Origin of the sequence: Stenotrophomonas sp. TWI273 (genome assembly GCF_039674765.1) — a bacterium.
In the GTDB taxonomy this organism is placed as follows: Bacteria; Pseudomonadota; Gammaproteobacteria; order Xanthomonadales; family Xanthomonadaceae; genus Stenotrophomonas.
The window spans coordinates 36,957-62,246 of the sequence record NZ_JBDJOA010000016.1; the positions used below are offsets into that span (position 1 = coordinate 36,957).

23 protein-coding genes are annotated in these 25,290 nt (G+C 67.4%); 15 read left to right on the plus strand and 8 right to left on the minus strand.

Annotated features, from left to right (window positions below):
- Window positions 1-3: 3 nt before the first annotated feature.
- The 3 genes from ABE571_RS16150 to ABE571_RS16160 are packed head-to-tail and all read left to right on the plus strand — an operon-like array spanning window position 4 to window position 3,379.
- Window positions 4-1,062 carry an alpha/beta hydrolase gene (locus ABE571_RS16150; protein WP_346494115.1) on the plus strand — a complete coding sequence of 353 codons (1,059 nt, stop codon included), beginning with the start codon at window positions 4-6 and terminating at the stop codon, window positions 1,060-1,062.
- Window positions 1,059-2,213 (plus strand): carboxymuconolactone decarboxylase family protein, encoded by a 1,155-nt coding sequence (locus tag ABE571_RS16155; protein WP_346494117.1) that lies wholly within the window; start codon window positions 1,059-1,061, stop codon window positions 2,211-2,213. The genes ABE571_RS16150 and ABE571_RS16155 overlap by 4 nt, the downstream gene beginning before the upstream one ends.
- A 23-nt stretch (window positions 2,214-2,236) precedes the next feature.
- The gene (locus tag ABE571_RS16160; protein ID WP_346494119.1) at window positions 2,237-3,379 is read left to right on the plus strand and encodes an aldo/keto reductase; all 1,143 of its coding nucleotides are present in this window, start codon (window positions 2,237-2,239) and stop codon (window positions 3,377-3,379) included.
- Window positions 3,380-3,382: 3 nt separating this feature from the next.
- On the opposite strand, the gene ABE571_RS16165 is transcribed toward ABE571_RS16160, so the two are convergent.
- Window positions 3,383-4,276, minus strand: coding sequence for a LysR family transcriptional regulator (locus ABE571_RS16165; RefSeq protein ID WP_346494122.1), 894 nt, complete (start codon window positions 4,274-4,276; stop codon window positions 3,383-3,385).
- 74 nt (window positions 4,277-4,350) lie between these two features.
- Between ABE571_RS16165 and ABE571_RS16170 the strand changes: the two genes are divergently transcribed.
- A complete protein-coding gene (locus ABE571_RS16170) occupies window positions 4,351-4,947 on the plus strand; it encodes a flavodoxin (RefSeq protein WP_346494124.1) in 597 nt (198 codons plus the stop codon).
- 10 nt (window positions 4,948-4,957) lie between these two features.
- A complete protein-coding gene (locus ABE571_RS16175) occupies window positions 4,958-5,950 on the plus strand; it encodes an aldo/keto reductase (protein WP_346494126.1) in 993 nt (330 codons plus the stop codon).
- 20 nt (window positions 5,951-5,970) lie between these two features.
- Here the strand turns inward: ABE571_RS16175 and ABE571_RS16180 are convergent, their stop codons facing one another.
- Window positions 5,971-6,672 carry a LytTR family DNA-binding domain-containing protein gene (locus ABE571_RS16180; RefSeq protein ID WP_346494128.1) on the minus strand — a complete coding sequence of 234 codons (702 nt, stop codon included), beginning with the start codon at window positions 6,670-6,672 and terminating at the stop codon, window positions 5,971-5,973.
- Entirely contained in the window at window positions 6,660-8,369 is a 1,710-nt protein-coding gene (locus tag ABE571_RS16185; protein WP_346494130.1) for a histidine kinase, read from the minus strand. The genes ABE571_RS16180 and ABE571_RS16185 overlap by 13 nt, the downstream gene beginning before the upstream one ends.
- Window positions 8,370-8,528: 159 nt before the next feature.
- Here ABE571_RS16185 and ABE571_RS16190 point away from each other — a divergent pair, with 159 nt between their 5' ends.
- The 4 genes from ABE571_RS16190 (at window position 8,529) to ABE571_RS16205 (ending at window position 11,909) form a co-directional block, all read left to right on the plus strand.
- On the plus strand, window positions 8,529-10,046 hold the full coding sequence (locus ABE571_RS16190; protein WP_346494132.1) for an alpha/beta fold hydrolase: 1,518 nt from the start codon (window positions 8,529-8,531) through the stop codon (window positions 10,044-10,046).
- A 96-nt stretch (window positions 10,047-10,142) separates the two neighbouring features.
- A complete protein-coding gene (locus ABE571_RS16195) occupies window positions 10,143-10,439 on the plus strand; it encodes a hypothetical protein (protein WP_313212121.1) in 297 nt (98 codons plus the stop codon).
- A gap of 121 nt (window positions 10,440-10,560) precedes the next feature.
- Complete coding sequence (locus tag ABE571_RS16200) at window positions 10,561-10,944, plus strand: YbjQ family protein (protein ID WP_313212122.1); 384 nt, start codon at window positions 10,561-10,563, stop codon at window positions 10,942-10,944.
- Between the two features lie 86 nt (window positions 10,945-11,030).
- A complete protein-coding gene (locus tag ABE571_RS16205; protein ID WP_346494134.1) occupies window positions 11,031-11,909 on the plus strand; it encodes an SDR family NAD(P)-dependent oxidoreductase in 879 nt (292 codons plus the stop codon).
- A 73-nt stretch (window positions 11,910-11,982) separates the two neighbouring features.
- Here ABE571_RS16205 and ABE571_RS16210 read toward each other — a convergent pair whose 3' ends face one another.
- The 3 genes from ABE571_RS16210 to ABE571_RS16220 form a co-directional block, all read right to left on the minus strand.
- Entirely contained in the window at window positions 11,983-12,795 is an 813-nt protein-coding gene (locus ABE571_RS16210) for a sugar phosphate isomerase/epimerase family protein (RefSeq protein ID WP_346494136.1), read from the minus strand.
- 84 nt (window positions 12,796-12,879) lie between these two features.
- Window positions 12,880-14,250, minus strand: a complete 1,371-nt coding sequence (locus ABE571_RS16215; RefSeq protein ID WP_346494138.1) for an ATP-binding protein — start codon at window positions 14,248-14,250, stop codon at window positions 12,880-12,882.
- Complete coding sequence (locus tag ABE571_RS16220; protein ID WP_313212127.1) at window positions 14,243-14,926, minus strand: response regulator transcription factor; 684 nt, start codon at window positions 14,924-14,926, stop codon at window positions 14,243-14,245. Before ABE571_RS16220 ends, ABE571_RS16215 begins: the two co-directional genes overlap by 8 nt.
- 178 nt (window positions 14,927-15,104) lie before the next feature.
- On the opposite strand from ABE571_RS16220, the gene ABE571_RS16225 reads away from it, so the two are divergent.
- The 3 genes from ABE571_RS16225 (at window position 15,105) to ABE571_RS16235 (ending at window position 19,762) form a co-directional block, all read left to right on the plus strand.
- Window positions 15,105-16,310, plus strand: coding sequence for an efflux RND transporter periplasmic adaptor subunit (locus ABE571_RS16225; RefSeq protein ID WP_346494140.1), 1,206 nt, complete (start codon window positions 15,105-15,107; stop codon window positions 16,308-16,310).
- A gap of 7 nt (window positions 16,311-16,317) precedes the next feature.
- On the plus strand, window positions 16,318-19,431 hold the full coding sequence (locus tag ABE571_RS16230; protein ID WP_346494142.1) for an efflux RND transporter permease subunit: 3,114 nt from the start codon (window positions 16,318-16,320) through the stop codon (window positions 19,429-19,431).
- Window positions 19,432-19,543: 112 nt separating this feature from the next.
- The gene (locus ABE571_RS16235) at window positions 19,544-19,762 is read left to right on the plus strand and encodes a hypothetical protein (RefSeq protein WP_346494144.1); all 219 of its coding nucleotides are present in this window, start codon (window positions 19,544-19,546) and stop codon (window positions 19,760-19,762) included.
- Here ABE571_RS16235 and ABE571_RS16240 read toward each other — a convergent pair.
- A complete protein-coding gene (locus ABE571_RS16240; protein WP_313212130.1) occupies window positions 19,759-20,169 on the minus strand; it encodes a GFA family protein in 411 nt (136 codons plus the stop codon). The two genes, ABE571_RS16235 and ABE571_RS16240, sit on opposite strands and share 4 nt — an antisense overlap.
- A 209-nt stretch (window positions 20,170-20,378) precedes the next feature.
- Here ABE571_RS16240 and ABE571_RS16245 point away from each other — a divergent pair, with 209 nt between their 5' ends.
- Window positions 20,379-21,356, plus strand: a complete 978-nt coding sequence (locus ABE571_RS16245; RefSeq protein ID WP_346481959.1) for a DUF4105 domain-containing protein — start codon at window positions 20,379-20,381, stop codon at window positions 21,354-21,356.
- 38 nt (window positions 21,357-21,394) lie between these two features.
- Window positions 21,395-23,302: an alpha/beta hydrolase gene (locus tag ABE571_RS16250; RefSeq protein ID WP_313212146.1), complete on the plus strand. Its 1,908-nt coding sequence runs from the start codon at window positions 21,395-21,397 to the stop codon at window positions 23,300-23,302.
- A 25-nt stretch (window positions 23,303-23,327) separates the two neighbouring features.
- On the opposite strand, the gene ABE571_RS16255 is transcribed toward ABE571_RS16250, so the two are convergent.
- Entirely contained in the window at window positions 23,328-24,701 is a 1,374-nt protein-coding gene (locus ABE571_RS16255; protein WP_346463555.1) for an MFS transporter, read from the minus strand.
- Window positions 24,702-24,792: 91 nt separating this feature from the next.
- Between ABE571_RS16255 and soxR the strand changes: the two genes are divergently transcribed.
- Complete coding sequence (soxR, locus tag ABE571_RS16260) at window positions 24,793-25,227, plus strand: redox-sensitive transcriptional activator SoxR (protein ID WP_176990998.1); 435 nt, start codon at window positions 24,793-24,795, stop codon at window positions 25,225-25,227.
- The last annotated feature ends 63 nt before the right edge of the window (window positions 25,228-25,290 follow it).

The following is a 25,290-nucleotide window of genomic DNA, read 5'->3' on the forward strand; positions in this document are numbered from 1 at the left end:
TGAATGAAGCACATCGTGCACGCCACGCTGTTGGCGATGTCCCTTGGCTTGGCGGCAGGCAACACGTCCGCCGCCGACTACAAGCTCAACCCCTTCAAATTGGCCTACGAAGGTGCGATCACACGGAATGTGCCCAGCGAGGTCAACGTCCACTCGGTGTCCTATCCGCTGAATGGAATCGAGATCGCGGCAAACTTCTACACGCCGGCCAACTTCGATGCCGCACGGAAATACCCGACCATCGTGGTTGCCCACCCCAATGGTGGGGTCAAGGAGCAGGTGGCCGGCCTGTACGCGCAGCGTTTGGCCGAGCAGGGCTACATCGCCATTACCGCCGATGCGGCCTATCAGGGCGCGAGTGGCGGCCAGCCGCGCAGCGTGGACATGCCTTCACACCGCATCGAAGACATCCACGGCATGGCGGACTTCATCAGTCGATTCCCCTGGGTCGACACTACGCGCCTGGGTCTGCTGGGCATCTGTGGCGGCGGCGGCTATTCGTTGGCGGCCGCGCAGACCGACAAGCGGTTCATGGCCGTAGCCACGATCAGCATGTTCAACTCCGGCCGGGTGCGCCGTAACGGCTATGCCGACTCGCAGCTGGACACGATCCAGCAGCGCCTGCAGCAGGCTTCCAATGCGCGAGCACAGGAAGCCGCCGGCGGCGAAGTGCTGTACTCCGGCGACGCCAACCTCACCGACGCGCAGATCGCCACGCTTCCCTTCGATCTGTATCGGCAAGGTTATGCGTACTACTGGAAAACGCACGCCCATCCCAACTCCACCTTCCGCTATGCGACCAGCAGCCTGCTGGACCTGATGCGTTGGGACGCCACCGACCAGATCGAGCTCATCAACCAGCCGCTGCTGATGATTGCCGGTAGCAAGGCTGACAGCCTGTACATGACCCAGGACGCTTTCGCCAAGGCGACCGGTACCGCCGACAAACAACTGGTGCTGCTGGACGGCGCTACGCATATCGAAACCTACTGGGTGCCGAAATACGTGGACGCCGCCGTCGCCTCGCTGACCACGTTCTACGGCCGGACGCTTGCGCCATGAGCGCGCCTCGTAAATCAACCGCGCAGACGGCGCTGCTTGGCGCGGCATTGAGCGTGGCGGCACCATTCGCTGGCGCCGTCGAAACACCTACGCAGCAGATCACCCGAGCGGGAACGCAGTCGTCCGTTGCCGGTCCGGCAGCGACCTTCGTCGGCAAGGTGCGGGTAGATCCGCTGTTCCCGGCGGACGAGCAGGTGCACGTCTCTTCCGCATACGTCAGCTTCGAACCGGGTGCGCGCTCGGCCTGGCACACGCACCCCTCCGGTCAGCGACTGGTGGTTACCTCCGGCGTTGGGCTGACCCAGGAATGGGGTAAGCCGGTGCAGCAGATACACGCCGGGGATGTGGTGGTGTGTCCTGCCGGGGTCAAGCATTGGCACGGCGCCGCGCCCCACAGCGCAATGACCCACCTTGCCGTGACCGGGGTAGCAGACGGCAAGTCGGTGGCGTGGCTGGAGAAGGTCAGTGATGACCAGTATCGCGAGGCATCAGCAGGCATCGTCGCTCCCGTTGCCGGGCAGCTTTCGCCCAGGCAGCAGGCGATCCCGCTGATTGCGGCCGCCGCCGCCAGCAGCGACATGCCGCAGCTCACTGCCGCGTTGCGCCGGGGACTGGATGCAGGGCTGACGCTGAGTGAGACCAAGGAAGTGCTCGTGCAGCTGTATGCCTATGCGGGTTTCCCGAAGAGCCTCAATGCCTTGGGCGAGCTGATGGAGGTGGTGCGCGTACGTCAAGCGCAGGGCGTCGCCACTGCACCCGGGCAGCCGCCCACCAGGAACGTTCCCGTGGGCGACGCGCTGCGCGCGGTGGGCACCGCCAACCAGACCCGGATCTCCGGCGCCCCGGTGACCGGGCCGCTCATGGACTTCGCCCCGATCATCAACCAGTACCTGCAGACGCACCTGTTCGGCGACATCTTCGAGCGCGACAACCTGGACTGGCAGAGCCGTGAACTGGCCACGGTTGGCGCGCTGGCAGTGATGCCCGGCGTGGAGGCGCAGTTGCGCTCGCACATGGCGGCCAGCCAGCGCGTGGGCCTCAGCCGCGCACAGTTGCAGCACCTGGCCCAACTGCTGGCCCACAGCGGCTACGCAGCCGCATCCGCTCGCGCAGTGCAGGCACTGGAACAGACCCCGGCACCCGGGCCCTGACAGCGCCCCACATGGAGACCCCAATGAACACCCTACCCACCAATGCCCAACGCCGCTCCCTTCTGAAGGGCGCCGCTACGCTGGCGGCGCTGCCGCTGGCCGGCGCGCTGGCCACGTCCACGGCAAACGCCTCCCCCGCAGCTGCCGCGCAGAAAATGGACGGCCGCCGCACGCTCGGAACGCTGCAGGTTTCCAGCATCGGGCTGGGCGTGCAGAACATGAGCCGCACCTACCAGACCACCATCCCCTCGCGCACCGAGATGCACCGCATCATCCGTGCCGCGTTCGATCGGGGGATGACGTTCTACGATGCGGCCGAGGCCTATGGCCCGCATGAAGTGGAACGAATCCTGGGAGAAGGCGTTGCCTCATTCCGCAACGACGTGGTGATCGCCACCAAGTTCGGCTGGAACATCGACCTGGAAACCGGTGCGCGTGGCCCGGGCCTGATCAGCAGGCCCGCACATATCAAGCGGGCGGTGGAGGGCATGCTCACGCGGCTACGTACCGACCGCATCGACCTGCTGTACCAGCATCGCGTGGACCCGCAGGTGCCGATCGAAGACGTGGCCGGTGCGATCCAGGACCTGATGACCGAGGGCAAGGTGCTGCATTGGGGCCTGTGCGAGATGGGGCTGAAGACGCTTCGCCGCGCGCACGCTGCACTGCCGGTGACCGCTGTGCAGAGCGAGTACTCGATGCTCTGGCGCGGACCGGAACAGGAGGTGCTTGCTTCGTGCGCCGAGCTGGGCATCGGATTCGTGCCATGGAGCCCACTGGGCGTAGGCTTCCTGACCGGTGCGATCGACGCCAGGACACGGTTTGCCGAGGGCGACATTCGCGGCATCGAAACGCGCTTCACGCCGCCGAACATCGAACATAATCTGGCCTTGGTGCGCCTGCTCAGGGACTGGGCCGAGCGAAAGCAGGCCACGCCTGCGCGGATTGCACTGGCCTGGCTGATGGCGCAGCAGCCTTGGATCGTGCCGATTCCCGGTACCACGCAGATGGCACATCTGCTGGACAACGTTGGCGCAGGCGAGGTGGTCTTCAGCGCAGAGGAGCTGCGGGAGCTCAACGCTTCAGTTGCCGCGGTGGCAGTGCAGGGCGAGCGTCTTCCGCCAGCGGTGCAGGCCTACAGCGGCGTGGAGGCGCCTCTGCGTTAGCGCTCAATCCCGATAGCGCAACGCATCACGCAGCACGGTGAACGCCGGTGACGACTGCCTGCGACTGGGGTAGTACAGGTGGTAGCCGGGGAAGGAGGGGCACCAGTCCTGCAGGACGTGAACCAGGGTGCCCGCCTGCACATGGGCGCGCACCAGATCCTCGGGCATGTAGGCCAGTCCCAGCCCCTCCAGCGCGGCACCCAGGCGCAGGGCGATGTTGTTGAATACCAGTTGGCCTTCCACCCGTACTTTCAGCTCCTGTCCCTTCTTCTCGAACTCCCACGCGAAAATGCCACCGTGGGTCGGGAGGCGGATGGTGATGCAGTTGTGCTGGGTGAGGTCGTGCGGTGATTTCGGCTTCGGATGGTGCTGGAAATAGGCAGGCGATGCGACCACTGCCATGCGCAGGTCCGGCCCCACGCGCACGGCGATCATATCCTTGGCCACCTGTTCACCCATGCGGATACCGGCGTCGAAGCCCTCGGCCACGATGTCGGTCAGTCCGTAGTCGACGATCACCTCGATGTTCAGGTCGGGATTGGCCGGCAGCAGTTTGCCCAGTACCGGCTGCATCACGGTGAGCGCGGCATGCTCACCCGCCGTGATGCGCAGGCGACCGGCGGGCTTGTCGCGGTAAGCGTTGAGCTGGGCGAGCTCCGTGTCGATTTCCTCGAAGCGCGGTGAAATCACCCGCAGCAGTTGCTCTCCGGCTTCGGTGGGCGAAACACTGCGCGTGGTCCGGGCAAGCAGGCGCACACCCAGGCGCTCTTCCAGCTGACGCATCGATCGGCTCAGGGCCGGCTGGGACATGCCCAGCTGGGCGGCAGCCCGGGTAAAGCTGCGCTCCCGCGCCACCAGGACGAACATGGCCAACTGGTCGTAATTGTCTACGCTCATTGATGCGCACCGGATATAAGCGATATCCGATTATGCCTCTGCAAGAATGTGTTTGGGGGGCGTAGATTGGCGCCATGACGATTCCAACCCCCAACCATGGTCGCCGGGCAGTCGTTGCGGCGCTCGCGTCGCTGCCGCTGGGATGCTCCGCTGCGGAGCCGCAGGAGGGCGCGGCCGCGGGTCGATCAGACGCACGGACACTGGTTGCCTGCTTCTCACGCTCGGGCAACACCCGGGTCGTTGCCGGCCTCATTCATCGCAGCATGCCCAGCGACCTGTTCGAGATACAGCCTGCCGTGGACTACCCGGCGGACTACCTGGAAACGGTGGCCCAGGCGCGGCAGGAGCGCGACGATGGGGTAGAGCCGGCACTGCGCACCCGCATCGCCGGCATGGATCGCTATGACACCGTCTACCTGGGCTTCCCCATCTGGGGCGAGACCGCGCCGCCGATCATTCGATCGTTGTTGTCGCAGCACGACATGAGGGGCAAGACGATCGTGCCGTTCATCACCCACGGCGGCTTCGGCGTGGGCAGCAGCCTGCGCGTGGTCGCCAGCCACGCACCCAACGCCCGCATCCTGGATGCATTCGTGATGCAGGCCGACCAGGAACGTAAAACCATGGAGAGCGTCAACGCCTGGTTGACCACTCCGCACACTGCCCGATGAGGAGTCGACCATGAAGACCCGTACCCTTGGACAAGGCCTTGAAGTTTCCGCCCTCGGCCTGGGCTGCATGGGCATGAGCGCGGCGTATGGCCCGGCCGCAGACAAGCAGGACATGATTGCGCTGATCCGCGCGGCGGTGGAGCGTGGCATCACCCACTTCGACACCGCCGAAGCCTACGGCCCCTTTGCCAACGAAGAACTGGTGGGCGAGGCACTGGCGCCCGTTCGTGACCAGGTGGTGATCGCCACCAAGTTCGGCTTCGACATCGACCCGGTGACGGGTGCCCGCGGCACAGGTACCAACAGTCAGCCCGCACACATCCGCGCTGCCGTAGAGGCCAGTCTGAAGCGGCTTCGCACCGAGCGCATCGACCTTCTTTACCAGCATCGTGTTGACCCGGCGGTGCCGATCGAGGATGTTGCCGACACGGTGAAGGCGCTCATTGCAGAGGGCAAGGTTGCGCATTTCGGTTTGTCCGAAGCGGGTGTGCAGACAATCCGCAAGGCGCATGCGGTGCAGCCGCTGACGGCGGTGCAGAGCGAGTACTCGCTGTTCTGGCGTGAACCGGAGAAGGCGCTTCTTCCTTTGCTTGAAGAACTGAGCATTGGCTTCGTGCCCTTCAGTCCGCTGGGCGCGGGGTTCCTTACTGGAAAGATCGACGAGAACACGCAGTTCGATGCAACGGATTTTCGTAATGCGGTGCCGCGCTTCTCGGCTGAAGCACGCCGGGCCAACATGGCATTGGTCGCAGTGGTGAAGGCAGTGGCGGCAGAGAAGGGCGCCACGCCTGCCCAGGTGGCTCTGGCTTGGCTGCTGGCCCAGCGATCGTGGATCTCGCCGATCCCCGGCACGACCAAGCTTCATCGTCTGGATGAGAATCTGGGTGCGGTGGATCTGATGCTGGATGTGGCCGACCTGGCGCGTATCGATGAGGACGTGGCCCGGATCAGTATCAGCGGTGCGCGCTTGCCGGAAGCGGCCTTGAAGATGACCGGCAAGTGAGCGGGCTGGGTGGAAAGCGCTTATATCGACCCAAGCTCCCCACGCACCTCCTCAACAAACGCCCGCCCCACCGGCACCTCAGCCCCATCATTCAGCACCAACCAGTAACGGCTCCCCGAAGCCGCATGCAACGTCCGCACATGCGTCAAATTGACCAGATACGACCGATGGCAACGCACAAAGTCCGGCGGTAGCACGGCAGTAAGAGTCGCCAGCGATTTGTCATGCAGCTCACTCCGCCCATCGCGCATACGTACTTCGCTGTAGTCCCCATCAGCACGAATCCAAAGCACATTGGCGAGCTCCACCATCGCCGTCCCCTGCGCATGCCAGATGCCCAGGTAACGCGCCGCCCCGGACCGATACCGCCCAACATCCAGCAACCGCTCCAGCGCCTGCCGCAACCGCTCGCGCGAGAACGGCTTCGGCACGAAATCCAGCACCCCATGCTCAAACGCCTGCAGCGCCCGCTCCCGATGCGCGGAGACCACCACGCAGTGGTATCGGCCAGCCACCACACGCTTCAGCAGGTCGAAGCCATCCTCTCCCCCCAGATTCAAATCCAGCAGCAGGCCGTCATACACGCTGCGCTGCAGCCGGTCACCGGCGGCCTCAAGGTCGGCCACGGCATCGAATCGCGCGCGGCTGCCAGCCAGTTCGGTGCACATCCGCAGCAGCCGCTGGCGGACCAGCAGTTCGTCCTCGACGATCAGGATGCGCATGTCAGCTCCATGCGGCCGTACCAGTCGCTGCCATCGGGGCCTTGTTCAAAGCGCCAGTTCTCGGGGCAGGTGGCGGCCAGGCTTGCCTCGATGTAGCGGGTGCCCGTGCCTTGCCCGCGATGCGGGGCAGTGCCGCGTGCGCTGCGCAGCTCCAGCATCCAACGGTCGCCGTCGCGTTGGATACGCAGGCGGAAGGGATGCTCGGCACACGCGACGGCTCCTGCATGAGTCAGCGCATTCTCGACCTGCGCATGCAGCACGCCGGGCGGCAGCCACAGGCCCGTGTGCTCGCCGTCGAGCTCGAAGCCGATGTGGCGATCCAACGCGAGCCCGACGATGTCCAGGTGGTTGCGGCACAGCGCAAGTTCTTCGTCCAGCGGCACGCTGGGGCGGGTGCTGCTCTCGCGCAGGCGGTCGAACTGCTCGGCCAGCGATTCGACCAGGCGGCTGGCGCGCATCGGTGCCTGTTCGATCAGTTCCTGCAGGCCGGTGAGGGTGTTCATCAGCCAATGCGGCTGGATGCCCCGTTGCAACAGCTGCAGCGAGAGGCGGGCACGCTCTTCGCGCAGCTGCGCGTTGTGGTGGTCCAACGTACGCAGCTGGGCGGCGTGGCGGATCAGCAGGAAGCCCATCAGCACGGCCAGGAACAGGAAGTAGGGGCCGTCGAGGAAGATGCCGCCGGCCAGCGGCACGGCGAGTGCACCGGCCACCACCAGGGTCAGGATTGGCCAGCGCTCGTCGGGCTCGCCGCGGGCGCGCAGCAGCACGTAGGCGGAGGTCAGCAGGCTGAGCAGCAGGAGTGCGGCACCGCGGCCGTCGAAGCTGGGCACGAAGGCGGCCAGCGCCAGCAGTGTGGCGAGATAGGCGACGCGGGCTGTCTTCGGCACCGCGACGCCGAAACGACGCGCCAGGTAAGCCGGCAGCAGGATCGCCGCGGCGAGGTGCAGCAGAAGCAGCATGAGCAGTCGCGGGCCGTGCCACGGATAGCCATAGCCGACCAGCGGCCGCCACGCTTCGACGACGGGCAACGCCAGGCCGACGACACCCAATGCGAGCAGCAGGCGCGCACCCGGTACCCGTGGACGGCCGCGCTGTGCAGCGAGGAAGTAGAGGCAGGCTGCACCCAGCGCCCCCGTGGCAAGCGCGGCGATCAACCACGGTCCAAGGTTGAGGCTGTAGATCGAGGCAGCCGGCCCGACCGCAACGAAGGCATCCGCGCCCCGCAGTTTGAACCACTGATGATGGCTGGAGGCGAGCAGCACCACCGTATCGGTGCCACTGGAGGAAGAGGGCGGCAGCACACGGATGATGTCCACCTGTCCCGGCTGCTCTTCGTCCGCGTTGCGGCCGACGGTGCCATTGGCGGCCAAGGGCTGGCCGTTCCAGAAGGGCTGGCTGGCGGCGCGTACCGAGATGCGCAGGGCACGGTCGGCCGCGCCGTGTGCTGGCTGCGCAGGCAAGCGCCAGCGCAGCCAGTAAGGGCCGCGCCACTTCACCAGTTCGCGTTGGTTGGCCGCTTGCCATTGCAGTGCCGTCGGTGGTGCGGTGGGCAGTGCGCCGTCGGCATCCAACGTGGCGGGTGCCATCTCCTGTGGCTCGTAGTAGTGCACGCCCGGTGGGGGCGCGACCAACAGCAGCCACGCGGCGACCGCGATGAGCAGGACGACGAGGGCGGTCAGGGTGCGTGGGATCTGCATGCGTCCATCGTATCGGTTGCACGGAGTCACTGGACCCCCGCCTGGAGCTGTTCGGCGGACGGGCCGTCCTCGGCTGCCGTGGGGAAGGTGATGCTGACGGCGTGGTGCATGCGCCGTCACTCGGTGCTCGATTCCCTTACCTCCCACCCGGAGTCCGTCATGTCCAACGTCCCGATGTCCCTGTTCCGTTCTCCTGCTCCCGGCCTGTGCCTGCCGGTCACGCGTTGGGCAGCGCTCTGCCTGACCCTGGTCGGCGCGTCACCTGTGCTGGCACGTGATGCGGCGGCGCGGCTGGAGTTCGCCCCCTATGCGTTCGAGACGCAGAAGCACGGCACCATCGCCGCCGAGGCGGGCTACCTGGAGGTGCCGCGCCGGCATGCCGACCCCAACGGCCCGCGCATGCGTCTGCGGGTCGTGCGCCTGCCGGCAACGGGGGGCGATGGCAATGCGTCGCCCGTGGTGTACCTGGCCGGTGGTCCGGGGGGCTCGGGGATCGGGACCGGGCGCGGACCGCGCTGGCCGGTGTTCGATCAGGTCCGGCGCGAAGCCGACGTGCTGCTGCTCGATCAGCGCGGGGCGGGCGAGTCCGAGCCGCCGTCGGCGTGCCCGCATGAGCACACGTTCGACGATGCAAAGCCGCTGCAGCACGATGCGGCGCTCGCCGCGCTGCGTGACGTTGCCGCCCGCTGCGTGGCGTACTGGCGGGAGACGGGCGTGGACCTGGGGGCCTACACCACCGCGGAAAGTGCCGGCGATCTGGAGGACCTGCGGCGTGCGTTGAAGGTGCCGAAGATCAGCCTGTGGGGCATGAGCTATGGCACGCATCTGGCGCTGGCCACGGTGCGCCTGCACGGCGCCGGTCTGGACCGCGTGGTGCTGATGGGGACGGAAGGACCTGATGACACCTTGAAGCTGCCGCTGTCGGCCGATGCGCTGCTGGCGGAGCTGGGCGTGTTGGCCAAAGGAGCGGGCTTCGATGATCTGACCGGCTCGGCCACGCGCGTGCTGGCGGCCCTGCGCGAGCAGCCGCGCCAGGGCCGCAGTGTCATGCATGGCGGCAAGCCCGTGATGATCGGCGAGTACGACGCGCAGCTGGCGATCAGTGCCTGTCTCGGGCGCCGCATGACCCAGCAGTGGCTGCCGCTGATCCTGCGCGATGCCGAGAACGGCGACTACGATCTGCTGGCGGCAATGGTCCTGCTGCTGCGCAGTGAGTACGGCAGCTACGGCGCGATGTCGCTGGCGATGGATGTGGCCTCTGGCCAGACTCCGCAGCGCCGCGCACTGGCCGAGGCGCAGGCACGCGAGAGCCTGTTCGGCGATGCGCTGAACTTCCCGTTCCCGGCACTGGGGGATGGCCTGGGGCTGGTCGATCTTGGCGATGCTTTCCGTGGGCCACTGCGCAGCAACGTGCCGGTGCTGTTCATCAGTGGCACGCTGGATGGGCGCACGCCGCCGGCCAACGCCGAGGCGCTGCGGCCGGGCTTCAGCGACAGCCGCACATTGCGGGTGCGCGGGGCCAGCCACGACAACGAACTGTGGCTCGGGAATCCCGCCATCGCCGCGGGCATCACGGACTTCCTGGCAGGTCGGCCGGTGGGTGATGCGGAGCTGGACGTGGGGGCGCCGGTGTTTGCGCGTAGCAAGAGCGATCTGGTCGATCCGCGGGGGCGCTGAGGGCTGCCGGAAGTGCGACTGTGTGCAGGCGCTGTGGACCGACCGAGGTGTATGGTTTCGGCTGGCCCGGCGCTTGCGCCAACACAGGAGGACGCGATGACCGATCCAACGGTGACTTCCGTGCACGGCACGCCCGATGATTATGGCGACACGCTGTACCGGGTGTATGTCGAAGTCGGGGAATCGGAGGACATCGCCCGCGATGCGATCACCACGTTCCTCGTTCAACGCGCCAGCGACAATCCTGCCTTCGACTTCGACGCCTCGCTCCTGCACGCCCGTCCGCACGGCTATGAAGTGGACCTGCCGATGCAGCTGATTCCCGAGGTGGTGCGTGCGCTGGCCGAGCGGAATATCGCGGTGTACCAGGTGGTCAGGCTCGGCGGGGTATAGGGGCGCCGCCGGGCGCCACGGGACGTCGCTTCCTTGCTTGCCTTGGCGCTATCCTTCCGCCAGCGCCAGCCGCACCCTGCGTGCTGGCCGGATCGATACTCTCAACCTGGATAAGGCAGCAATGGCAGATCCTTACAACAGCGGTGGCCGCGCAGGCCCGGCAACCCGGCTCGACGATTCCATGGTGACCACGGCGATGGAGCTGCCCGGCTTCCGCGTGGTGCGCAGCCTGGGCGTGGTGCGTGGCATCACCGTGCGTTCGCGTTCCATCGTGGGCAACTTCCTCGGCGGGCTGCAGACCATCTTCGGCGGCAACATCACCATCTACACGCAGCTGTGCGAGCAGGCGCGCGAAGAGACCTACCGGGACATGTCCAACCATGCGCGGCTGCTGGGCGCCAACGCGATCATCGCGATGCGCTATGACGCCACCGACGTGATGACCGGCCTGACCGAAGTGCTGTGCTACGGCACGGCGGTGATCGTCGAGCCCACGCACCGCTAAGCATCTCGTGTGCGATACGCCCTGCGTATCGCAGCAAGCTGTCATCGGTATTGGCATCCGCGCTGTCCAGGGCGGATGCTGTCCGCATGACGATCAACGACACACTTTCTTTCGCCGGGCAGGTCGCCCTGGTCACCGGCGCCGCAGGCGGCCTCGGCTTCGCCTACAGCCGGTTGCTGGCCCAGCGCGGCGCGCATGTGGTGATGCAGGACGTGGGCGCTACGCTGGACGGTACCGGCCGTGATCCGCAGCGGATCGATCACGCTGTTGCGCGTCTGCGTGCAGAGGGGCTCTCTGTCGAGGCCAGCCACCAGGACATCCAGTCCCGCTCCGCGGCCGCTGCACGGGTCGCCGATATCCTGCAGCGGCATGGCCGCCTGGACGTGATCCTGCACAACGCGGGCTGGGTCGAGTACCAGCGGATCGATGCGGTGGACGAGGATCGTTTCGACCACATGATGGCGGTCGTGGCCAAGGCGCCGTTGTGGCTCGCCCAGGCCGCGTGGCCGGCGATGCAGGCGCAGGGGCATGGCCGCATCGTGCTGACCACCTCCGACCGCGCGCTGTACCCGCAGTACGTGCAGCACGGGCTGGCGGCCTACGCGGCGGCGAAGTCGGCCGCGGTCGGCATCGTCAATGTGCTGGCTGCCGAAGGCGCCGCGCATGGGATCGTGGTCAACGCGGTTTCACCCGTGGCCAAGACCCGCATGTGGGGCGTGGAAGGCGAGCCGGATGAGCTGCACCCGGAGGCCGTGGCGCCGGGCGTCGTGTTCCTGGCCTCGCGCGCCTGCATCGAGGGTGGCTGGATTCTGCGCGCCAGCAACGGCCAGTTCCATGCCACGCGGCTGAGCGAGGCCGAGGGCGTGCGCTATCCGCGCGATCTGCGGGCCGTAGTGGCCGGTAACATCGAGGCGGTCGCCAGGCAGTGGCCGCAGATCGCCAAGTCGGCAGTCGAACCACGCTGACACCCGCTCACGTCCTGACGTCCTACGCTTGCCGGATTTCCCGACACGGCCCGCGGGTGGCAGCCGTCGAGCGTCAGCACGTCAGCACGGCCTCCAGCGCGGCCATGGCCTCACGTGCCACCGCATGTGGATCGCGGGCCTTCAGCGCATCGTTGAACACCTCCAGCCCGATCGGCCCGCCGTAACCCATCGCGGCCAGCGCATCGATCAGCGTCTCCAGCGGCCAGAGGCCATCGCCCGGCAGGCAGCGGTGATGCCGCGCCTGCGTGGTGACCTGGCCGGGCAACGGCTGGGTCAGCACATCCGATAGCTGCACCAGCGCGATGCGCTCCACCGGCACGTCGTGCAGATCGTCGGCGGTGCGCCCGGCGGCGAACAGGTGGAAGGCATCGACCACGATGTCCAGGTTCGGCGCGCCGACCTGCTCGATCTGCTGCCACGCAGAGGGCAGGGTGGAATGCAGGCGGCTCCAGGCCATGCCTTCGTAGGCGATGCGCAGGCCACGTTCGGCGGCACGCGCGCACAGCCAGCGCAGGTCGTCGGTGACGCGGTCGGGCACGTAGTCGGTCGCGGTGCAGGCGGGCACCAGCACCGTGCCTGCGCCCATGTCGTGCGCCAGCGCAAGCAAGGACAGTGCCTCTGCACGCTTGCCCTCGCGGGTGGCCGCCGAAGCGCCATCAAAATCCAGCAGCACCTGCACGTCGGTGAGCTGCAGGCCGGTGCGCGTCAGGGTTGCACGCACCTCGGCGACGGATGAGGACTCGACATCCTCACGCCACAGCTCGACCTGTGCGAACCCTGCCGCGGCGGCGGCACCGAGTTTCCCGGCCGTGTCGCCGCCAAGCAGGATGGTGTTGAGGAAGCGCGGGCCGGGCAATGAGGACATCGAGGGGTACACCTTGCAGCGAATCAAGCGTCGCCGCCGATGCTAGTGGCTACCGCATCGCCGCGATGTGCAGGCGGCCGGGTGTCAGCGAAGCCCCTCCGCCGCGCAGCGGATGCTCAGCCATGCGCCGCCGCCCGGCGCATCCCCGGCGCGGACCCGGAACCCATGGAGGCCGGCGATGGCGGCCACGATCGAAAGCCCCAGCCCGAAGCCCTCGGTCGTCTCGCCGCCGCTACCGCTGCGGAAGAAGCGCTGGTAGATCAGGCTGCGATCCTGCGGCGGAATGCCGGGGCCGTTGTCGATCACATCGATGCGCGGTGCGCCGTGGTCATCCACCGCGCGCAGCACGATCCGGCCCTGCGCCGGGGTGAAGTGCAACGCGTTGGAGAGCAGGTTGGCCAGCGCCTCGAACAGCAGTTCGCGGTCGCCCCACAGCGTGCCTACCTGCGGGGTGATCTCCAGCAGCAGCTGCTGGTCCTTCTCCTCGGCCAGTGGCAGGTAGAACGCGTGCAGTTCCTGCAGCAGCTCGCCCGCATCCAGTTCGACGAAGGCCGAGCGGCGCTGGTGGCTTTCCAGTTCGGAGACGCGCAGCAGCGCCCCGAAGCGCGCCATCAGCCGGTCGGTTTCGGTCAGCGCCTTGTCCAGCTGCGCGGCACGCGGGTCATCTTCTTCCAGCCCGACACGGGTGCGGTAGAGATGCGCGCGCAGGCGGGTGAGCGGGGTCCGCAGATCATGCGCGATGCTGTCGCACACGCCCTTGACCTCGGTCATCAGCTGCTCGATGCGTTCGAGCATGGCATTGACGATGCTCGAGAGACGGTCGATCTCATCCGGGTGGCCGGACACGGGCAGACGCTGGCCGAGATCGCCGGCGATGATGCGGTTGGTCGCGGCCTCGATCTGCTGGATCCGTTTGAGCGGGCGCCGGCGCAGGATGTGCCAGCCGGCCAGGCCGGGAAGGACGGTCAACGAGACGCCCCACAGCAGCGCATCGAGAATGATGCTGTTGACCGCGGAGAGCTTGCCGCTCTGGCGAACGAACACCAGCAGCCGGCCATCCTGCGTTTTCACGCCGAGCGCGCGCCCGGGCGCCTTGATCGGCCCACTACGCAGGGACCAGCGTTCCACCGCCTGCGCGTGCCCGTCGATGCTCAGGCCATCGGGAATCGCCAGGAGTGGGCCGGACAGTGGCTGCCCGCTGCGGCTGAAGATGCCGTAGGCATACGCCCCGTGCAGGTCATAGCGCAGGCTGTCGCGCAGCGCATCGTCCAGCGCCGGGCCCTCGAACTTCTCGAACAGGTGCGCGCGCTGCTGCAGGCCGGACTCGGCGAGGTCGTTGAGGTAGTCCGAGACGCGCCAGTACATCACCCCCAGCAGTACGCTGGACCAGGCCACGAACAGCACGCAGTACAGCCCAAGCAGCCGGCTGCTGGAGGAACGCCAGTGATCAGACATGGTCGTCCAGGACATAGCCGGTGCCACGCACGGTGCGGATCGGCTGGGCACGCCCGGGCTGGTCGATGCGCTTGCGCAGGCGCCCGATGTGGACGTCGATCAGGTTGGTGCCGGGATCGAAGTGGTAGCCCCATACCTCCTGGAACAACATGGTGCGGGTGACCACCTGGCCGACGTTGCGCACGAGGAATTCCAGCAGTTTGAACTCGGTCGGCAGCAGGGTGATCTCCTCGCCGGCGCGGCGGGCGGTGCGGGTCATCAGGTCCAGCTCCAGGTCACCGGCGCGCAACTGGTTCTCCGCCACGGCTGGCTGCCCGTGGCGACGGATCAACACCTCCACGCGGGCCGCCATTTCGTCCGAGGCGAAGGGTTTGGTCAGGTAGTCGTCGCCGCCGGCGCGCAGGCCCCGGACCCGCTCATCCACATCGGAAAGGGCGCTGATCATCAGCACCGGGGTGGTGATGCCCTGGCGCCGCAGGGCCGTGACCAGGGCCAGGCCATCCATGCCCGGCAGCATGCGGTCCAGGGTGATCACGGCGTAGTCGCCGCGGCAGGCCATGGCCAGGCCGTCCTCGCCATTGCCCACCCGGTCCACCTCGAAGCCGTGGCTGCGCAGTTCCGTGGCGATCTCCTCGGCGGTGACGAGGTCGTCCTCGATGGTGAGTACGCGCGGCATGGGCCACTTTGACGATTGGGACCGGTGCATCGTCGCAACCCCCCGGAGGGACTGCAAATGAAAAATGTTTCATGCGGTTTTCGCCGGATCCTCGCCCCGCTTCTCCTATATTCGCCCCGAGCAGTGGCCCTGCCGCCCGGGGCCATGTGCCCCGTTCACGCCTGGAATACCCTCCCCCATGACCGATCCGCTCCCGTCCTCCCCGGCCCCCGGCCTGTTGTCCGGCCCTTGGCGCCTGCCGCTGCTGGGGCTGGCCGTGGCGTTGGGGCTGGCCGCCTGCAGCAAGGAAGCGCCCAAGGCAAAGGGACCGGCGCCGGAGGTGACGGTGCTGACCCTGCAGGCGCAATCGCTGGCGCTGGCCCAGGAATTGCCCGGACGCACGGTGGCCTCTCAGGAATCGGATGTACGCCCGCAGGTTTCCGGGGTATTGCAGGCGCGGTTGTTCGAGCAGGGCGAGATGGTGAAAGCCGGGCAGCCGCTGTTCCAGATCGAACCGGCGCTGTACCAGGCCTCGGTGAACGAAGCGCAGGCCAACCTGCGCACGGCCGAGGCCAGTGCGGTGGCGGCGGGGTTGCGTGCAAAGCGCATGCAGCAGCTCGGCGTCGGTCAACTGGCGGCGCAGCAGGACGTGGATGATGCGGTGGCCACCCACCAGCAGGCCGAGGCGGCGGTGCAGGCGGCGCAGGCGGTGCGCGATACCGCACGCACCAACCTGGGCTTTGCGCGGGTGACCGCGCCGATCAGCGGGCGGATCGGCCGCGCGCTGTTCACCCCGGGCGCGCTGGTGACCAACGGCCAGGCCGAGCCGCTGGCGCGCATCCAGCAGGTGGATCCGATGAACGTGGATATCACCCAGTCCAGCAACGAGTATCTCGCGCTGCGCCGCGCGATCGCCGACGGCGGCGTGGAAGCGACGACCGCGCCGGTGCAGCTCAAACTGTCCGACGGCACCGATTACGCCCTGACCGGCACGCTGGAATTCGCCGACATCGATGTGGACCAGGAAACCGGCAGCATCACCCTGCGGGCACAGTTCCCGAATCCACAGGGCCAGCTGCTGCCCGGCATGTACGTGCGCGCCCAGGTCGGCCAGGGTACGCAGCAGCAGGCGCTGCTGGTGCCGCAGGCCGCCGTGGACCGCAGCCCGAAGGGCGAGGCGCTGGCGTGGGTGGTGGGCGCGGACGGACGCGTGCATCAACGCACCTTCGGGACGGCGCGCGCGGTGGGTGACCAGTGGCTGGTGCTCGAGGGTCTGCGTGCTGGTGAGCAGGTCGTGCTCAGTGGCCGCCAGGGGCTGAGCGAAGGCGCCACGGTACGGATCAAGCCCGCGGGCGAAGCCGCACCGGCCGCGGCGCCCGCCGCCGCGCCGGCCGGCGAAGGCTGAGCCGCCGATGCTGCCGCGCTTCTTCATCCACCGCCCGGTCTTCGCCTGGGTCCTGGCCATCTGCATCATGGCGCTGGGCACCATCGCGGTGACCCAGTTGCCGGTGGAGCAGTACCCGGACATCGCGCCACCGCAGGTCAACATCACCGCCAACTACACTGGTGCCTCGGCACAGACGGTGGAAGACAGCGTAACCCAGGTGATCGAGCAGCAGATCAAGGGCATCGACCACCTGCTGTATTTCTCCTCCACCAGTTCGTCTTCGGGCCAGGCGCGGATCACGGTCACCTTCGACCAGCGCGCCAACCCGGACATTGCCCAGGTGCAGGTGCAGAACAGCGTCAACCAGGCGATCAACCGGCTGCCGCAGGAAGTACAGCAGCAGGGCGTCACCGTGGCCAAATCGCAGGGTGATTCGCTGATGGTGGTGTCGCTGTATGACACCCACCGGCGCATGGAACGGGTGGACGTCTCCGATTTCCTGGTCAGCAATGTGCAGGACCCGATCAGCCGCATTCCCGGCGTGGGCGAAATCAACGTGTTCGGTTCGCCCTATGCGATGCGCATCTGGCTGGACCCGCACAAGCTGCGCGCGTTCGATCTGATGCCCTCGGATGTGCGCACCGCGATCCAGGCGCAGAACACCCAGGTCACCGCCGGTGAGCTGGGCGCGTTGCCAACCGGGCCGGCGCAGGCGCTCAACGCCACCGTCACCGCGCAGTCGCGGCTGCAGACCGCCGAGCAGTTCCGCGCGATCATCCTGCGCACCCTGCCCAGTGGCGCGGCCGTGCACCTGAGCGATGTCGCGCGGGTGGAAATAGGCGCGGAAAACTACCAGACCAGCAGCTTCCTCAACGGCTATCCCGCAGCAGGCTTCTCGGTGACGCTGGCCTCCGGTGCCAACGCGCTGGAGACCGCCGATGCGGTGCGCGCCGAGATCGAGCGGTTGCGCCCGAGCTTCCCGCCCGGGCTGGAAGTGGCCTACCCACGCGACAGCACGCCGTTCGTGCGGGTCTCCATCGAGGGGGTCATCCACACCCTGATCGAGGCGATCGTGCTGGTCGTGGTGGTGATGTTCCTGTTCCTGCAGAACCTGCGCGCCACCTTGATCCCGGCCATCACCGTGCCGGTGGTGTTGCTGGGCACGTTCGGCGTGCTGGCGGTAGCTGGCTTCACCATCAACACGCTCACCCTGTTCGCGATGGTGCTGGCGATCGGCTTGTTGGTGGATGATGCGATCGTGGTGGTGGAGAACGTCGAACGCATCATCCATGAGGAGCACCTGCCGCCGCGCGAGGCGACCGAGAAATCGATGGGCGAGATCACCGGTGCGCTGGTCGGCATCACCGTGGTGCTCGGCGCGGTGTTCCTGCCGATGGCCTTGTTCGGCGGCTCCACCGGCATCATCTACCGGCAGTTCTCGATCACGATCGCCTCGGCGATGGCGCTGTCGGCACTGGTCGCGCTGACGCTCACCCCGGCGTTGTGCGCGACCCTGCTCAAGCCATCGAGCGCGCAGAAGCCACCGGGCCGCTTCTTCGCCTGGTTCAACCGCGGCGTAGAGCGCAGCCAGAACGGCTATCGCGGCAAGCTGGGCGGCATCGTGGCGCACCCGCGGCGCTGGATGGCCTTCTACGTGCTGCTGGTGGTGGGTGTGGTCGCCTTGTATGCACGGATGCCGACCGGCTTCCTGCCGGTGGAGGATCAGGGCCAGGTGACGTTCCAGTTCTCCACCCCGGAAGGCACGCCGATGGCGCGCACCGAGGCGTTGGGCGAGCAGATCAGTCGCTATTTCATGGAGCACGAGAAGGACAGCCTGGACGTGGTGTTCGTGGTGGTCGGCCGCAACAACGCCGGCACCGGGCAGAACGCGGGGCAGGGGTTCATGGCGCTCAAGCCGTGGTCCGAACGCGATGCCAGGCACAGCGCCGGGGCGATCATCGCCCGCGCCAACGCGCATTTCCGCAACCTGCCCGATGCGAAGGTCAACGTGCTGGCGCCGCCGGCGGTGCGTGGGTTGGGACAGTCCAGCGGGTTCGAATTGTGGTTGCAGGACAACAGCGCCGCCGGCCGGCCGGCGCTGCAGGCCGCCCAGGCAAAGGTGGTGCAGGCTGCCAGCGATGACGACCGGCTCACCTCGGTGCGGTTGAATGGCCTCGGCGACAAGGCCGAGCTGCATCTGGACATCGATCAGGCGCAGGCCAGTGCGCTGGGCCTGGCCCAGGCCGACATCAATTCAACGCTGTCCTCGGCGTGGGGCGGCACGTACGTCAACGACTTCCTCGACCGCGGTCGGGTCAAGCGCGTGTACGTGCAGGGCGACCAGCCCTACCGCAGCGTGCCCGACGACATCGGCCAGTGGTATGTGCGCGGCAGCAACGGGCAGATGGCCTCGTTCGCCAGTTTCGCCAGCAGCCACTGGTCACGCGGGCCGCAGCTGCAGCAGCGCTTCAATGGTCTGCCGGCGATGCAGATCCAGGGCAGTGCCGCCGAAGGGCGCAGCTCGGGCGAAGCGATGCAGACCATGCAGACGCTGGTGGCCGAGCAGCCCGGCTTTGCGCTGCAGTGGAGTGGGTTGTCCTACCAGGAGCAGCTGTCCAGCAACCAGACGCTGTGGCTGTACGCGGCCTCCATCGCCTTCATCTTCCTGTGCCTGGCCGCGCTCTATGAGAGCTGGACGGTGCCCGTGGCGGTGATGCTGGTGATCCCGCTGGGCGTGATCGGCACGGTGATCGCCACCACCGCGGCGGGCTTCGTCAACGACATCTACTTCCAGGTGGGGCTGCTGACCACGATCGGTCTATCGGCCAAGAACGCGATCCTGATCGTGGAGTTCGCCGAGGCTGAGTACCGCGCGGGCAGCTCGGCGGTGGAGGCGGCACTGAAGGGCGCGCGCCTGCGCCTGCGGCCGATCGTGATGACCTCGCTGGCCTTCGTGGCTGGCGTGATCCCGCTGGCCCTGGCGACCGGCGCTGGCGCGGTGAGCCGGCGCGAGATCGGTGTCAGCGTGATCGGCGGCATGCTCTCCGGCACGCTGCTGGCGATCCTGCTGGTGCCACTGTTCTTCGTGCTGGTGCGGCGCCTGGGCAAGGCCCGCCCCGATCCGGTGGCAAAACACTGAACGGAGATGCCCTCCGGACCCCTGATTTCATCTTGTTGACCCATTCCGTTCACGGTTTCAATGCCGGTGCGCCATTAGCGTAGATCGTCCCCACACCGCTTGGAGACACGCCATGAATCCCCTGCAGACGGTCGCTCGGACCATGCGAAACGGGTTGGAAGAAGTGGCGGCCCTGCTGGTCGGCCAGCGTGCCGAGTCACTGCGCCAGGACGATACCGCCGCGCCCGGGGTGGGCATCCCGATGCCGCGCCGGCTGCCGCTCAAGCGCCCGCTGCTGCATGGGCGCAAGGGCATGGCCCCGTGGCAGAAGATCGGCCTGGGCCGTCGCTAAGCGCGGTTGGCATCGGCGGGGTGGTTGACCCCGTCATTCACCGGCACCTCGCCGATATCGAACGGATTGACACCGTCCAGGCAGCCGACGTTGTAGCCATATTCCTCCGGTGAAGAACGTCGCTGATGGTGCGTGTAGATGCCGCACACGCCGCAGAAGTGGTGGCGGGCGACGTGCGTGTTGAACTGATACAGCCGCAGTTCGTCATGGCCCTGCACGATCTCCAGATCCGCCAGTTTCACCGAGGCCACGATCGCGCCGCGGCGGCGGCACATGGAGCAGTCGCAACGCCGGGGCGCGACCACGCCGTCGGGCAGGTGCAGGCGCAGGACGACGGCGCCGCAGTGGCAGCGCAGCAGATGGTGGCGCTGGATCGGCACGCCGCCGATGGTGGTCAATCCCTGCATGAGGGGCGCTTCCCGGGTAGCCGTTGGTGGCCAAGTATGCGATCGGGTGGGCAGGCGACGCCATGTGGTGCCGGGTCCGGGGTGAACGCCGGCCCGAAGCTGAACAGGCTCGACATGCAGCGCACACAGGGGTTATGGCTAACTAGCGCCCCGGATAGACGACGGATCGATGCGTGAAGAAGGCAGGACGATGGGGGCTGGCGTTGCTGATGCTGCTGGCGGCGCTGTGGATCACCGGTTTGCTGGCCTACCAGCTGCCGGGTCCGGGCTGGGTGCGGTATGTGCTGGTCGGCCTGTGGGCGCTATTTGCCGTCACCGGTGCGATCGGGGTGGCGCGTGCGCGCGCCGGGCGCTGGCCGGGCGTGCTGTACGGCGTGGCGCTGGTGCTCTCGGGCGTCTGGTGGCTGCTGCTCACCCCACGTCAGGATCGCGTCTGGGCCGATGATGTCGCCCAGCGGCTGAAGGTGGTCGAGGTGGATGGCCCGCGTGTGGTGCTCGACAACGTGCGTGATTTCACCTGGCGCAGCGAGACCGACTACGACGCGCACTGGGTACGCCGCGAGTACAACCTGGACCAGCTGCGCTCGGCCGATCTGATCATGTCCTACTGGATGGGCCCGGCGATCGCGCATACGCTGATTTCCTTCGGCTTCGACGACGGTCGCTACCTGGTGTTCTCGCTGGAGATCCGCAAGGAGCGCGGCGAGTCGTTCTCCGCGCTGGGCGGGTTCTTCCGCAAGTTCGAGATGACCCTGGTCGCTTCGGAGGAAACCGACATCGTGCGCACGCGCACCAATGCGCGGGGCGAAGATGTCTATCTGTACCGCCTGCACGGCATGACCCAGGAGCAGCTCAAGGCGCTGTTCGTGTCCTACCTCGGCGAGGCCCGCAAGCTCGATGCCGCGCCGGCGTTCTACAACACGCTGACCAGCAACTGCACGACCATCGTGTACGAACTGGCCAAGCAGATCGCGCCGGGCCTGCCGATGGACTACCGGCTGCTGGCCTCGGGCTACTTCGCCGAATACGCGCGCGATCTGGGGGTGCTCACGCCGGGGGTACCGTTCGAGACGCTGAAGGCACGCGGGCGGATTACCGACCGTGCGCGGGCGAGCAATGCAAACGATGATTTTTCACAGGTGATCCGCCGGGACGTCCCGGGGACAGGGCAGGGAAGCGTTCCATGAGTTCCGCATTGAAGCTGTTGCCGCACCGCGCCTTGCCGATGCTGGCCGTGGTGCTCTCGCTGCTGCTGTCCAGTGGCTGTGCGATGGTCACCATGAAGCAGGTGGCCCCGACCGAATACCTCGCCAACAAGCGCGGCGACGTGCTGACCTCGGGCAAGCTCAGCGCTGCCTCGCAGGAAACGCTGAGCGTGATCGGGATGGACGTGGCGCAGTGCGAAAAGGACGTGGCCAGCTGCCAGAAGACGCTGGAAGAGACCGATGTCCTGCCCGAGGAACAGCGCCTTTCAGCGCAGTCCGAGCTGTGGGTGAAGACCGCGTTGGCGCTGACCCCCAAGCCCAAGGACCGCGAAAAGACGCCGATGTCCGACGCCGCCCTGGATGCGTGGCTGGAAGCGGCGCGGTATGCGTATGCGTACCTGTTCTTCAGCGGGCGCACGCCTTCAGACCGCGCCTTCGAGGATCGCCAGACGCAGGTACGCGATTACTACAACTACGCCGCCGAGCAGACCGCGTCGGTGGTGTTCAAGCGCAGCCGCGAGAGCGCGCTGGAAGGCGAGGATTACAACGCTGCCGTGGCCGGGGAGCGCTGGACGCTGACCTCTGATTTCGATGAGCTGCGCATGCAGAGCATCCCGACCCGGATGGTGTCCGCCTCGGCGGTGAGTTTTGCCGGGCTGCGCAGCACCTATCGCCGCGATGGCTTCGGCGCCGAGCTGGTGGTGATCATGGACCCACCCAAGCTGGTCGCACCGGCCGACGGCGGGAAGGCGGAGATTCCGCAGTACAGCGAGATGTCCGCGATCAACGCCACCGCCCTGCTGCGCTTCAAGGGTGACAATCTGCAGCAGGTGCTCGATACCACCCAGGTGCTGTTTGATGTGTACTCGCCCGAGTCCACCGAGAGCGTGGACCTGCACGGTGAGAAGGTTCCGCTGGCGGGCAACTTCACCGCAGCCTACGGCTTGTGGCTGGCCCAGTCCGGCTTTGCCACGCAGTCGCTGCGCACGCTGTTCGGCCTGAGCGAAGGCATCGGCGCGCCGCACATGTACCTGATGCAGCCGTGGGACCCGAATCGCCGCATCATCTTCATGCTGCATGGCCTGGGCAGCAGCCCGGAAGCCTGGGTCAACGTGGCCAACGAGATCATGGGCGATCCCGAGCTGCGCCGGCATTTCCAGGTCTGGCAGGTGTACTACCCGACCAACGCCCCGATCGCGTTGAACCGCTACGAGATCAACCAGGCCTTCAACAACACGCTCAAGCACTTCGACCCGACCGGCAGCACGCCGGCCGCCAAGGACATGGTGTTCATCGGCCACAGCATGGGCGGCGTGCTTGCACGCCTGCTGGTGACCTCCTCCGGCGATGTGCTGTGGAACGATCTGCTGGCCAACTACGATCTGAAGGGCGAGCGCCTGAAGCGCGTCGAGGCCAAGCTCGGCCCGCTGCTGCACTTCACCGCCGAGCCGAACGTGGAGCGGGTGATTTTCATCGCCGCGCCGCACAAAGGCACGGACATCGCGGGCAACCGGCTGGGGCGCCTGATCGGCCGGCTGGTGCGGTTGCCGATCACCATCCTGGGCAAGTTCGAGGATGTGTTCCTGACCCTGCAGGAATCCGAATCGGCCAACAGCACCACCAAGCTGCAGATTCCCAACAGCATCGACAACCTCAAGGCCAGCGATCCGTTCGTGAAGGCCGCTGGCGCGCTGCCGATCACACCGGGGCTGAAGTACCACTCGATCATCGCCCAGCGCAAACCGGAGGTGCCGTTGCTGCAGTCCGACGATGGCCTGGTGCCGTACTGGAGCGCGCATCTGGAGGGGGCGGTATCGGAGAAGGTGATCATCTCCGGGCACAGCGTGCAGGAGACCCCGCAGGCCGTGCTGGAGATCCGCCGCATCCTGCGAGAGGACCTGAAAGAGGTCGGCGACACGCATCCGTGAGGATGCGCGCGCCACGCCACCGCGCTCAGATCCGCCGCGCCACCGCCACGCTGAGCATCGCCAGCACCAGCATGATCGCGAAGGTCAGCAGGTAGCCCAGGGCTTCCCGGCCCTCCAGGAACAGCGCGAACAACGAGCCGGACACGGCCAGCGTGGTCGCCACGCCCAGGGCTTCGCTGAGCTGCAGGGCGGAGGTGTTGGCGCCCTGGTGGGCCGGCGCTGACAGCGACAACGTGAGCACCGACAGGCTGGGATAGATCAGTCCCATGCCCAGCCCGGTCAGCACCCAGCCCACCATCGCCGACCACAGCGGCATGCCCGGCTGGATCGCCAGCGACGTGGCCAGGATGCCCACGCACATCAACAGCGCGCCGGACTGCAGCAACTGCCGGCGTGACCAGCCGCGCTGCTGGTGGCCCTGCAGCCACGAGCCGGCAAACCAACCCAACGCGCCCAGGCTCAGTGCCACGCCCGCCAACAGCGGGGTCAAGCCGCGCTCGCGCTGCAGCAGCAAGGGCAGGAAGGCTTCGCAACCGAAAAACGCGGACGCCGCGATCCCACGCAGCGCGATCACGCTGGGCAGGCCGCGGCGCAGGGTCAACGTGCCGGTAGGCAGGAGCTTCCAACTGCACAGTGCCAGCACGGCCAGGGCCGGTGCCAGCAGCGCTGGCGCGAGCCATCCCTGCTGCTGGCCGCCGATATACAGCATCAGCGCGCCGAGGGAGGCACCCACGGCCCAGGGCACGACGTTGCGGCCGGTGCTGCCCGCGGCCACCACGCCGATCTGGCGCAGGGCGGGGCGCAGCAGCAACGCCGCCGGAATCGCCAGCAGCGGCACGATCAGAAACACCCAGCGCCAGCCCAGGTGCTGCACGATCAGGCCGCTGATGCTGGGGCCGATCAGCGAAGGCACCACCCAGCCGGCGGAGAAGGCGGCGAACACGCGTGGCCGCATCGGCTCGGGGAACGAGCGCCCGACCAGCACATACAGCGCCACGGAAATCGCGCCGGCCCCCAGCCCCTGCATCAGGCGCCCAAGCACCAGCACCGGCATGTGCTGGGCGAAGCCGGCGACCAGCAGGCCGGCGATGAAGCACGCCAGGCCCAGCCACAGCGGGCGCGCCGGGCCCTGCTGGTCGCTCCAGCGCCCGGACAGCGTCATCCCGATCACGCTGGTGGCCAGGGTGCCGCCGAACGCCAGCGCGTACAGGCGCAGCCCGTCCAGGTCATGGGCCACGGTGGGCATCGCGGCGGCCACGGCCAACGCCTCGAAGCCATGCAGCGAGACCAGCGCGACCATGCCGATCGTGGTCGCCCGGTAGGCCGGCGACAGGATCGAGGGGATCGGCGTGTCCTCCACCGGGACGGTGGCGGGCGGAGAGGAAACTTCAGCGGACATGCGGGTTCCAGACATCGGGAGGAGCGCCGGGCTTGCAGTGCACCCCCAGCGGCGCGCAGGATGCCACCTGAACCATGGTTGAGGTCAAGCAGTGATCGCGCAGGAACTGAGTGTAGGCGAGGTCGCCAAACGGAGCGGGGTGGCCGTCTCGGCGTTGCATTTCTATGAGCGCAAGGGGCTGATACGCAGCCTGCGCACCGCCGGCAACCAGCGCCGCTTTGCCCGCGATGTGCTGCGCCGGTTGGCGGTGATCCGTGTGGCCCAACGGGTCGGGATGCCGCTGGAGGCGGTCGCGACCGCATTTGCGGCGCTGCCGGAGAACAAGACGCCGACCAAGGCCGAGTGGGCGAAGATGTCGGCGTTGTGGCGCAGCGAACTGGACCAGCGCATCGAGCAGTTGCTGCTGCTGCGCGACCAGCTCACCGACTGCATCGGCTGCGGCTGCCTCTCGTTGAAACGCTGCCGCCTGACCAACCCCGGCGACACGCTCGGCGATCAGGGCGACGGCCCCCGCCGCTGGGAGTAGTGGCGGGCCCCGGCCCGGGAACGGAAGTGCCCCCCGCGGGCGGAGGCGGGGCCACGCCCGCCC

What these genes read in the sequence shown, in the direction of transcription:
- ABE571_RS16210 (WP_346494136.1), bottom strand. Translation starts at nt 12,795, where the DNA reads ATGTCCTCATTGCCCGGCCCGCGCTTCCTCAACACCATCCTGCTTGGC.
- ABE571_RS16195 (WP_313212121.1), top strand. Translation starts at nt 10,143, where the DNA reads ATGACCGATCCAACGGTGACTTCCGTGCACGGCACGCCCGATGATTAT.
- ABE571_RS16150 (WP_346494115.1), top strand. Translation starts at nt 4, where the DNA reads ATGAAGCACATCGTGCACGCCACGCTGTTGGCGATGTCCCTTGGCTTG.
- ABE571_RS16230 (WP_346494142.1), top strand. Translation starts at nt 16,318, where the DNA reads ATGCTGCCGCGCTTCTTCATCCACCGCCCGGTCTTCGCCTGGGTCCTG.
- ABE571_RS16245 (WP_346481959.1), top strand. Translation starts at nt 20,379, where the DNA reads ATGCTGCTGGCGGCGCTGTGGATCACCGGTTTGCTGGCCTACCAGCTG.
- ABE571_RS16180 (WP_346494128.1), bottom strand. Translation starts at nt 6,672, where the DNA reads ATGCGCATCCTGATCGTCGAGGACGAACTGCTGGTCCGCCAGCGGCTG.
- ABE571_RS16155 (WP_346494117.1), top strand. Translation starts at nt 1,059, where the DNA reads ATGAGCGCGCCTCGTAAATCAACCGCGCAGACGGCGCTGCTTGGCGCG.
- ABE571_RS16255 (WP_346463555.1), bottom strand. Translation starts at nt 24,701, where the DNA reads ATGTCCGCTGAAGTTTCCTCTCCGCCCGCCACCGTCCCGGTGGAGGAC.
- ABE571_RS16240 (WP_313212130.1), bottom strand. Translation starts at nt 20,169, where the DNA reads ATGCAGGGATTGACCACCATCGGCGGCGTGCCGATCCAGCGCCACCAT.
- ABE571_RS16190 (WP_346494132.1), top strand. Translation starts at nt 8,529, where the DNA reads ATGTCCAACGTCCCGATGTCCCTGTTCCGTTCTCCTGCTCCCGGCCTG.
- ABE571_RS16215 (WP_346494138.1), bottom strand. Translation starts at nt 14,250, where the DNA reads ATGTCTGATCACTGGCGTTCCTCCAGCAGCCGGCTGCTTGGGCTGTAC.
- ABE571_RS16200 (WP_313212122.1), top strand. Translation starts at nt 10,561, where the DNA reads ATGGCAGATCCTTACAACAGCGGTGGCCGCGCAGGCCCGGCAACCCGG.
- ABE571_RS16175 (WP_346494126.1), top strand. Translation starts at nt 4,958, where the DNA reads ATGAAGACCCGTACCCTTGGACAAGGCCTTGAAGTTTCCGCCCTCGGC.
- ABE571_RS16250 (WP_313212146.1), top strand. Translation starts at nt 21,395, where the DNA reads ATGCTGGCCGTGGTGCTCTCGCTGCTGCTGTCCAGTGGCTGTGCGATG.
- ABE571_RS16235 (WP_346494144.1), top strand. Translation starts at nt 19,544, where the DNA reads ATGAATCCCCTGCAGACGGTCGCTCGGACCATGCGAAACGGGTTGGAA.
- ABE571_RS16160 (WP_346494119.1), top strand. Translation starts at nt 2,237, where the DNA reads ATGAACACCCTACCCACCAATGCCCAACGCCGCTCCCTTCTGAAGGGC.
- ABE571_RS16170 (WP_346494124.1), top strand. Translation starts at nt 4,351, where the DNA reads ATGACGATTCCAACCCCCAACCATGGTCGCCGGGCAGTCGTTGCGGCG.
- ABE571_RS16220 (WP_313212127.1), bottom strand. Translation starts at nt 14,926, where the DNA reads ATGCCGCGCGTACTCACCATCGAGGACGACCTCGTCACCGCCGAGGAG.
- ABE571_RS16185 (WP_346494130.1), bottom strand. Translation starts at nt 8,369, where the DNA reads ATGCAGATCCCACGCACCCTGACCGCCCTCGTCGTCCTGCTCATCGCG.
- ABE571_RS16205 (WP_346494134.1), top strand. Translation starts at nt 11,031, where the DNA reads ATGACGATCAACGACACACTTTCTTTCGCCGGGCAGGTCGCCCTGGTC.
- ABE571_RS16225 (WP_346494140.1), top strand. Translation starts at nt 15,105, where the DNA reads ATGACCGATCCGCTCCCGTCCTCCCCGGCCCCCGGCCTGTTGTCCGGC.
- ABE571_RS16165 (WP_346494122.1), bottom strand. Translation starts at nt 4,276, where the DNA reads ATGAGCGTAGACAATTACGACCAGTTGGCCATGTTCGTCCTGGTGGCG.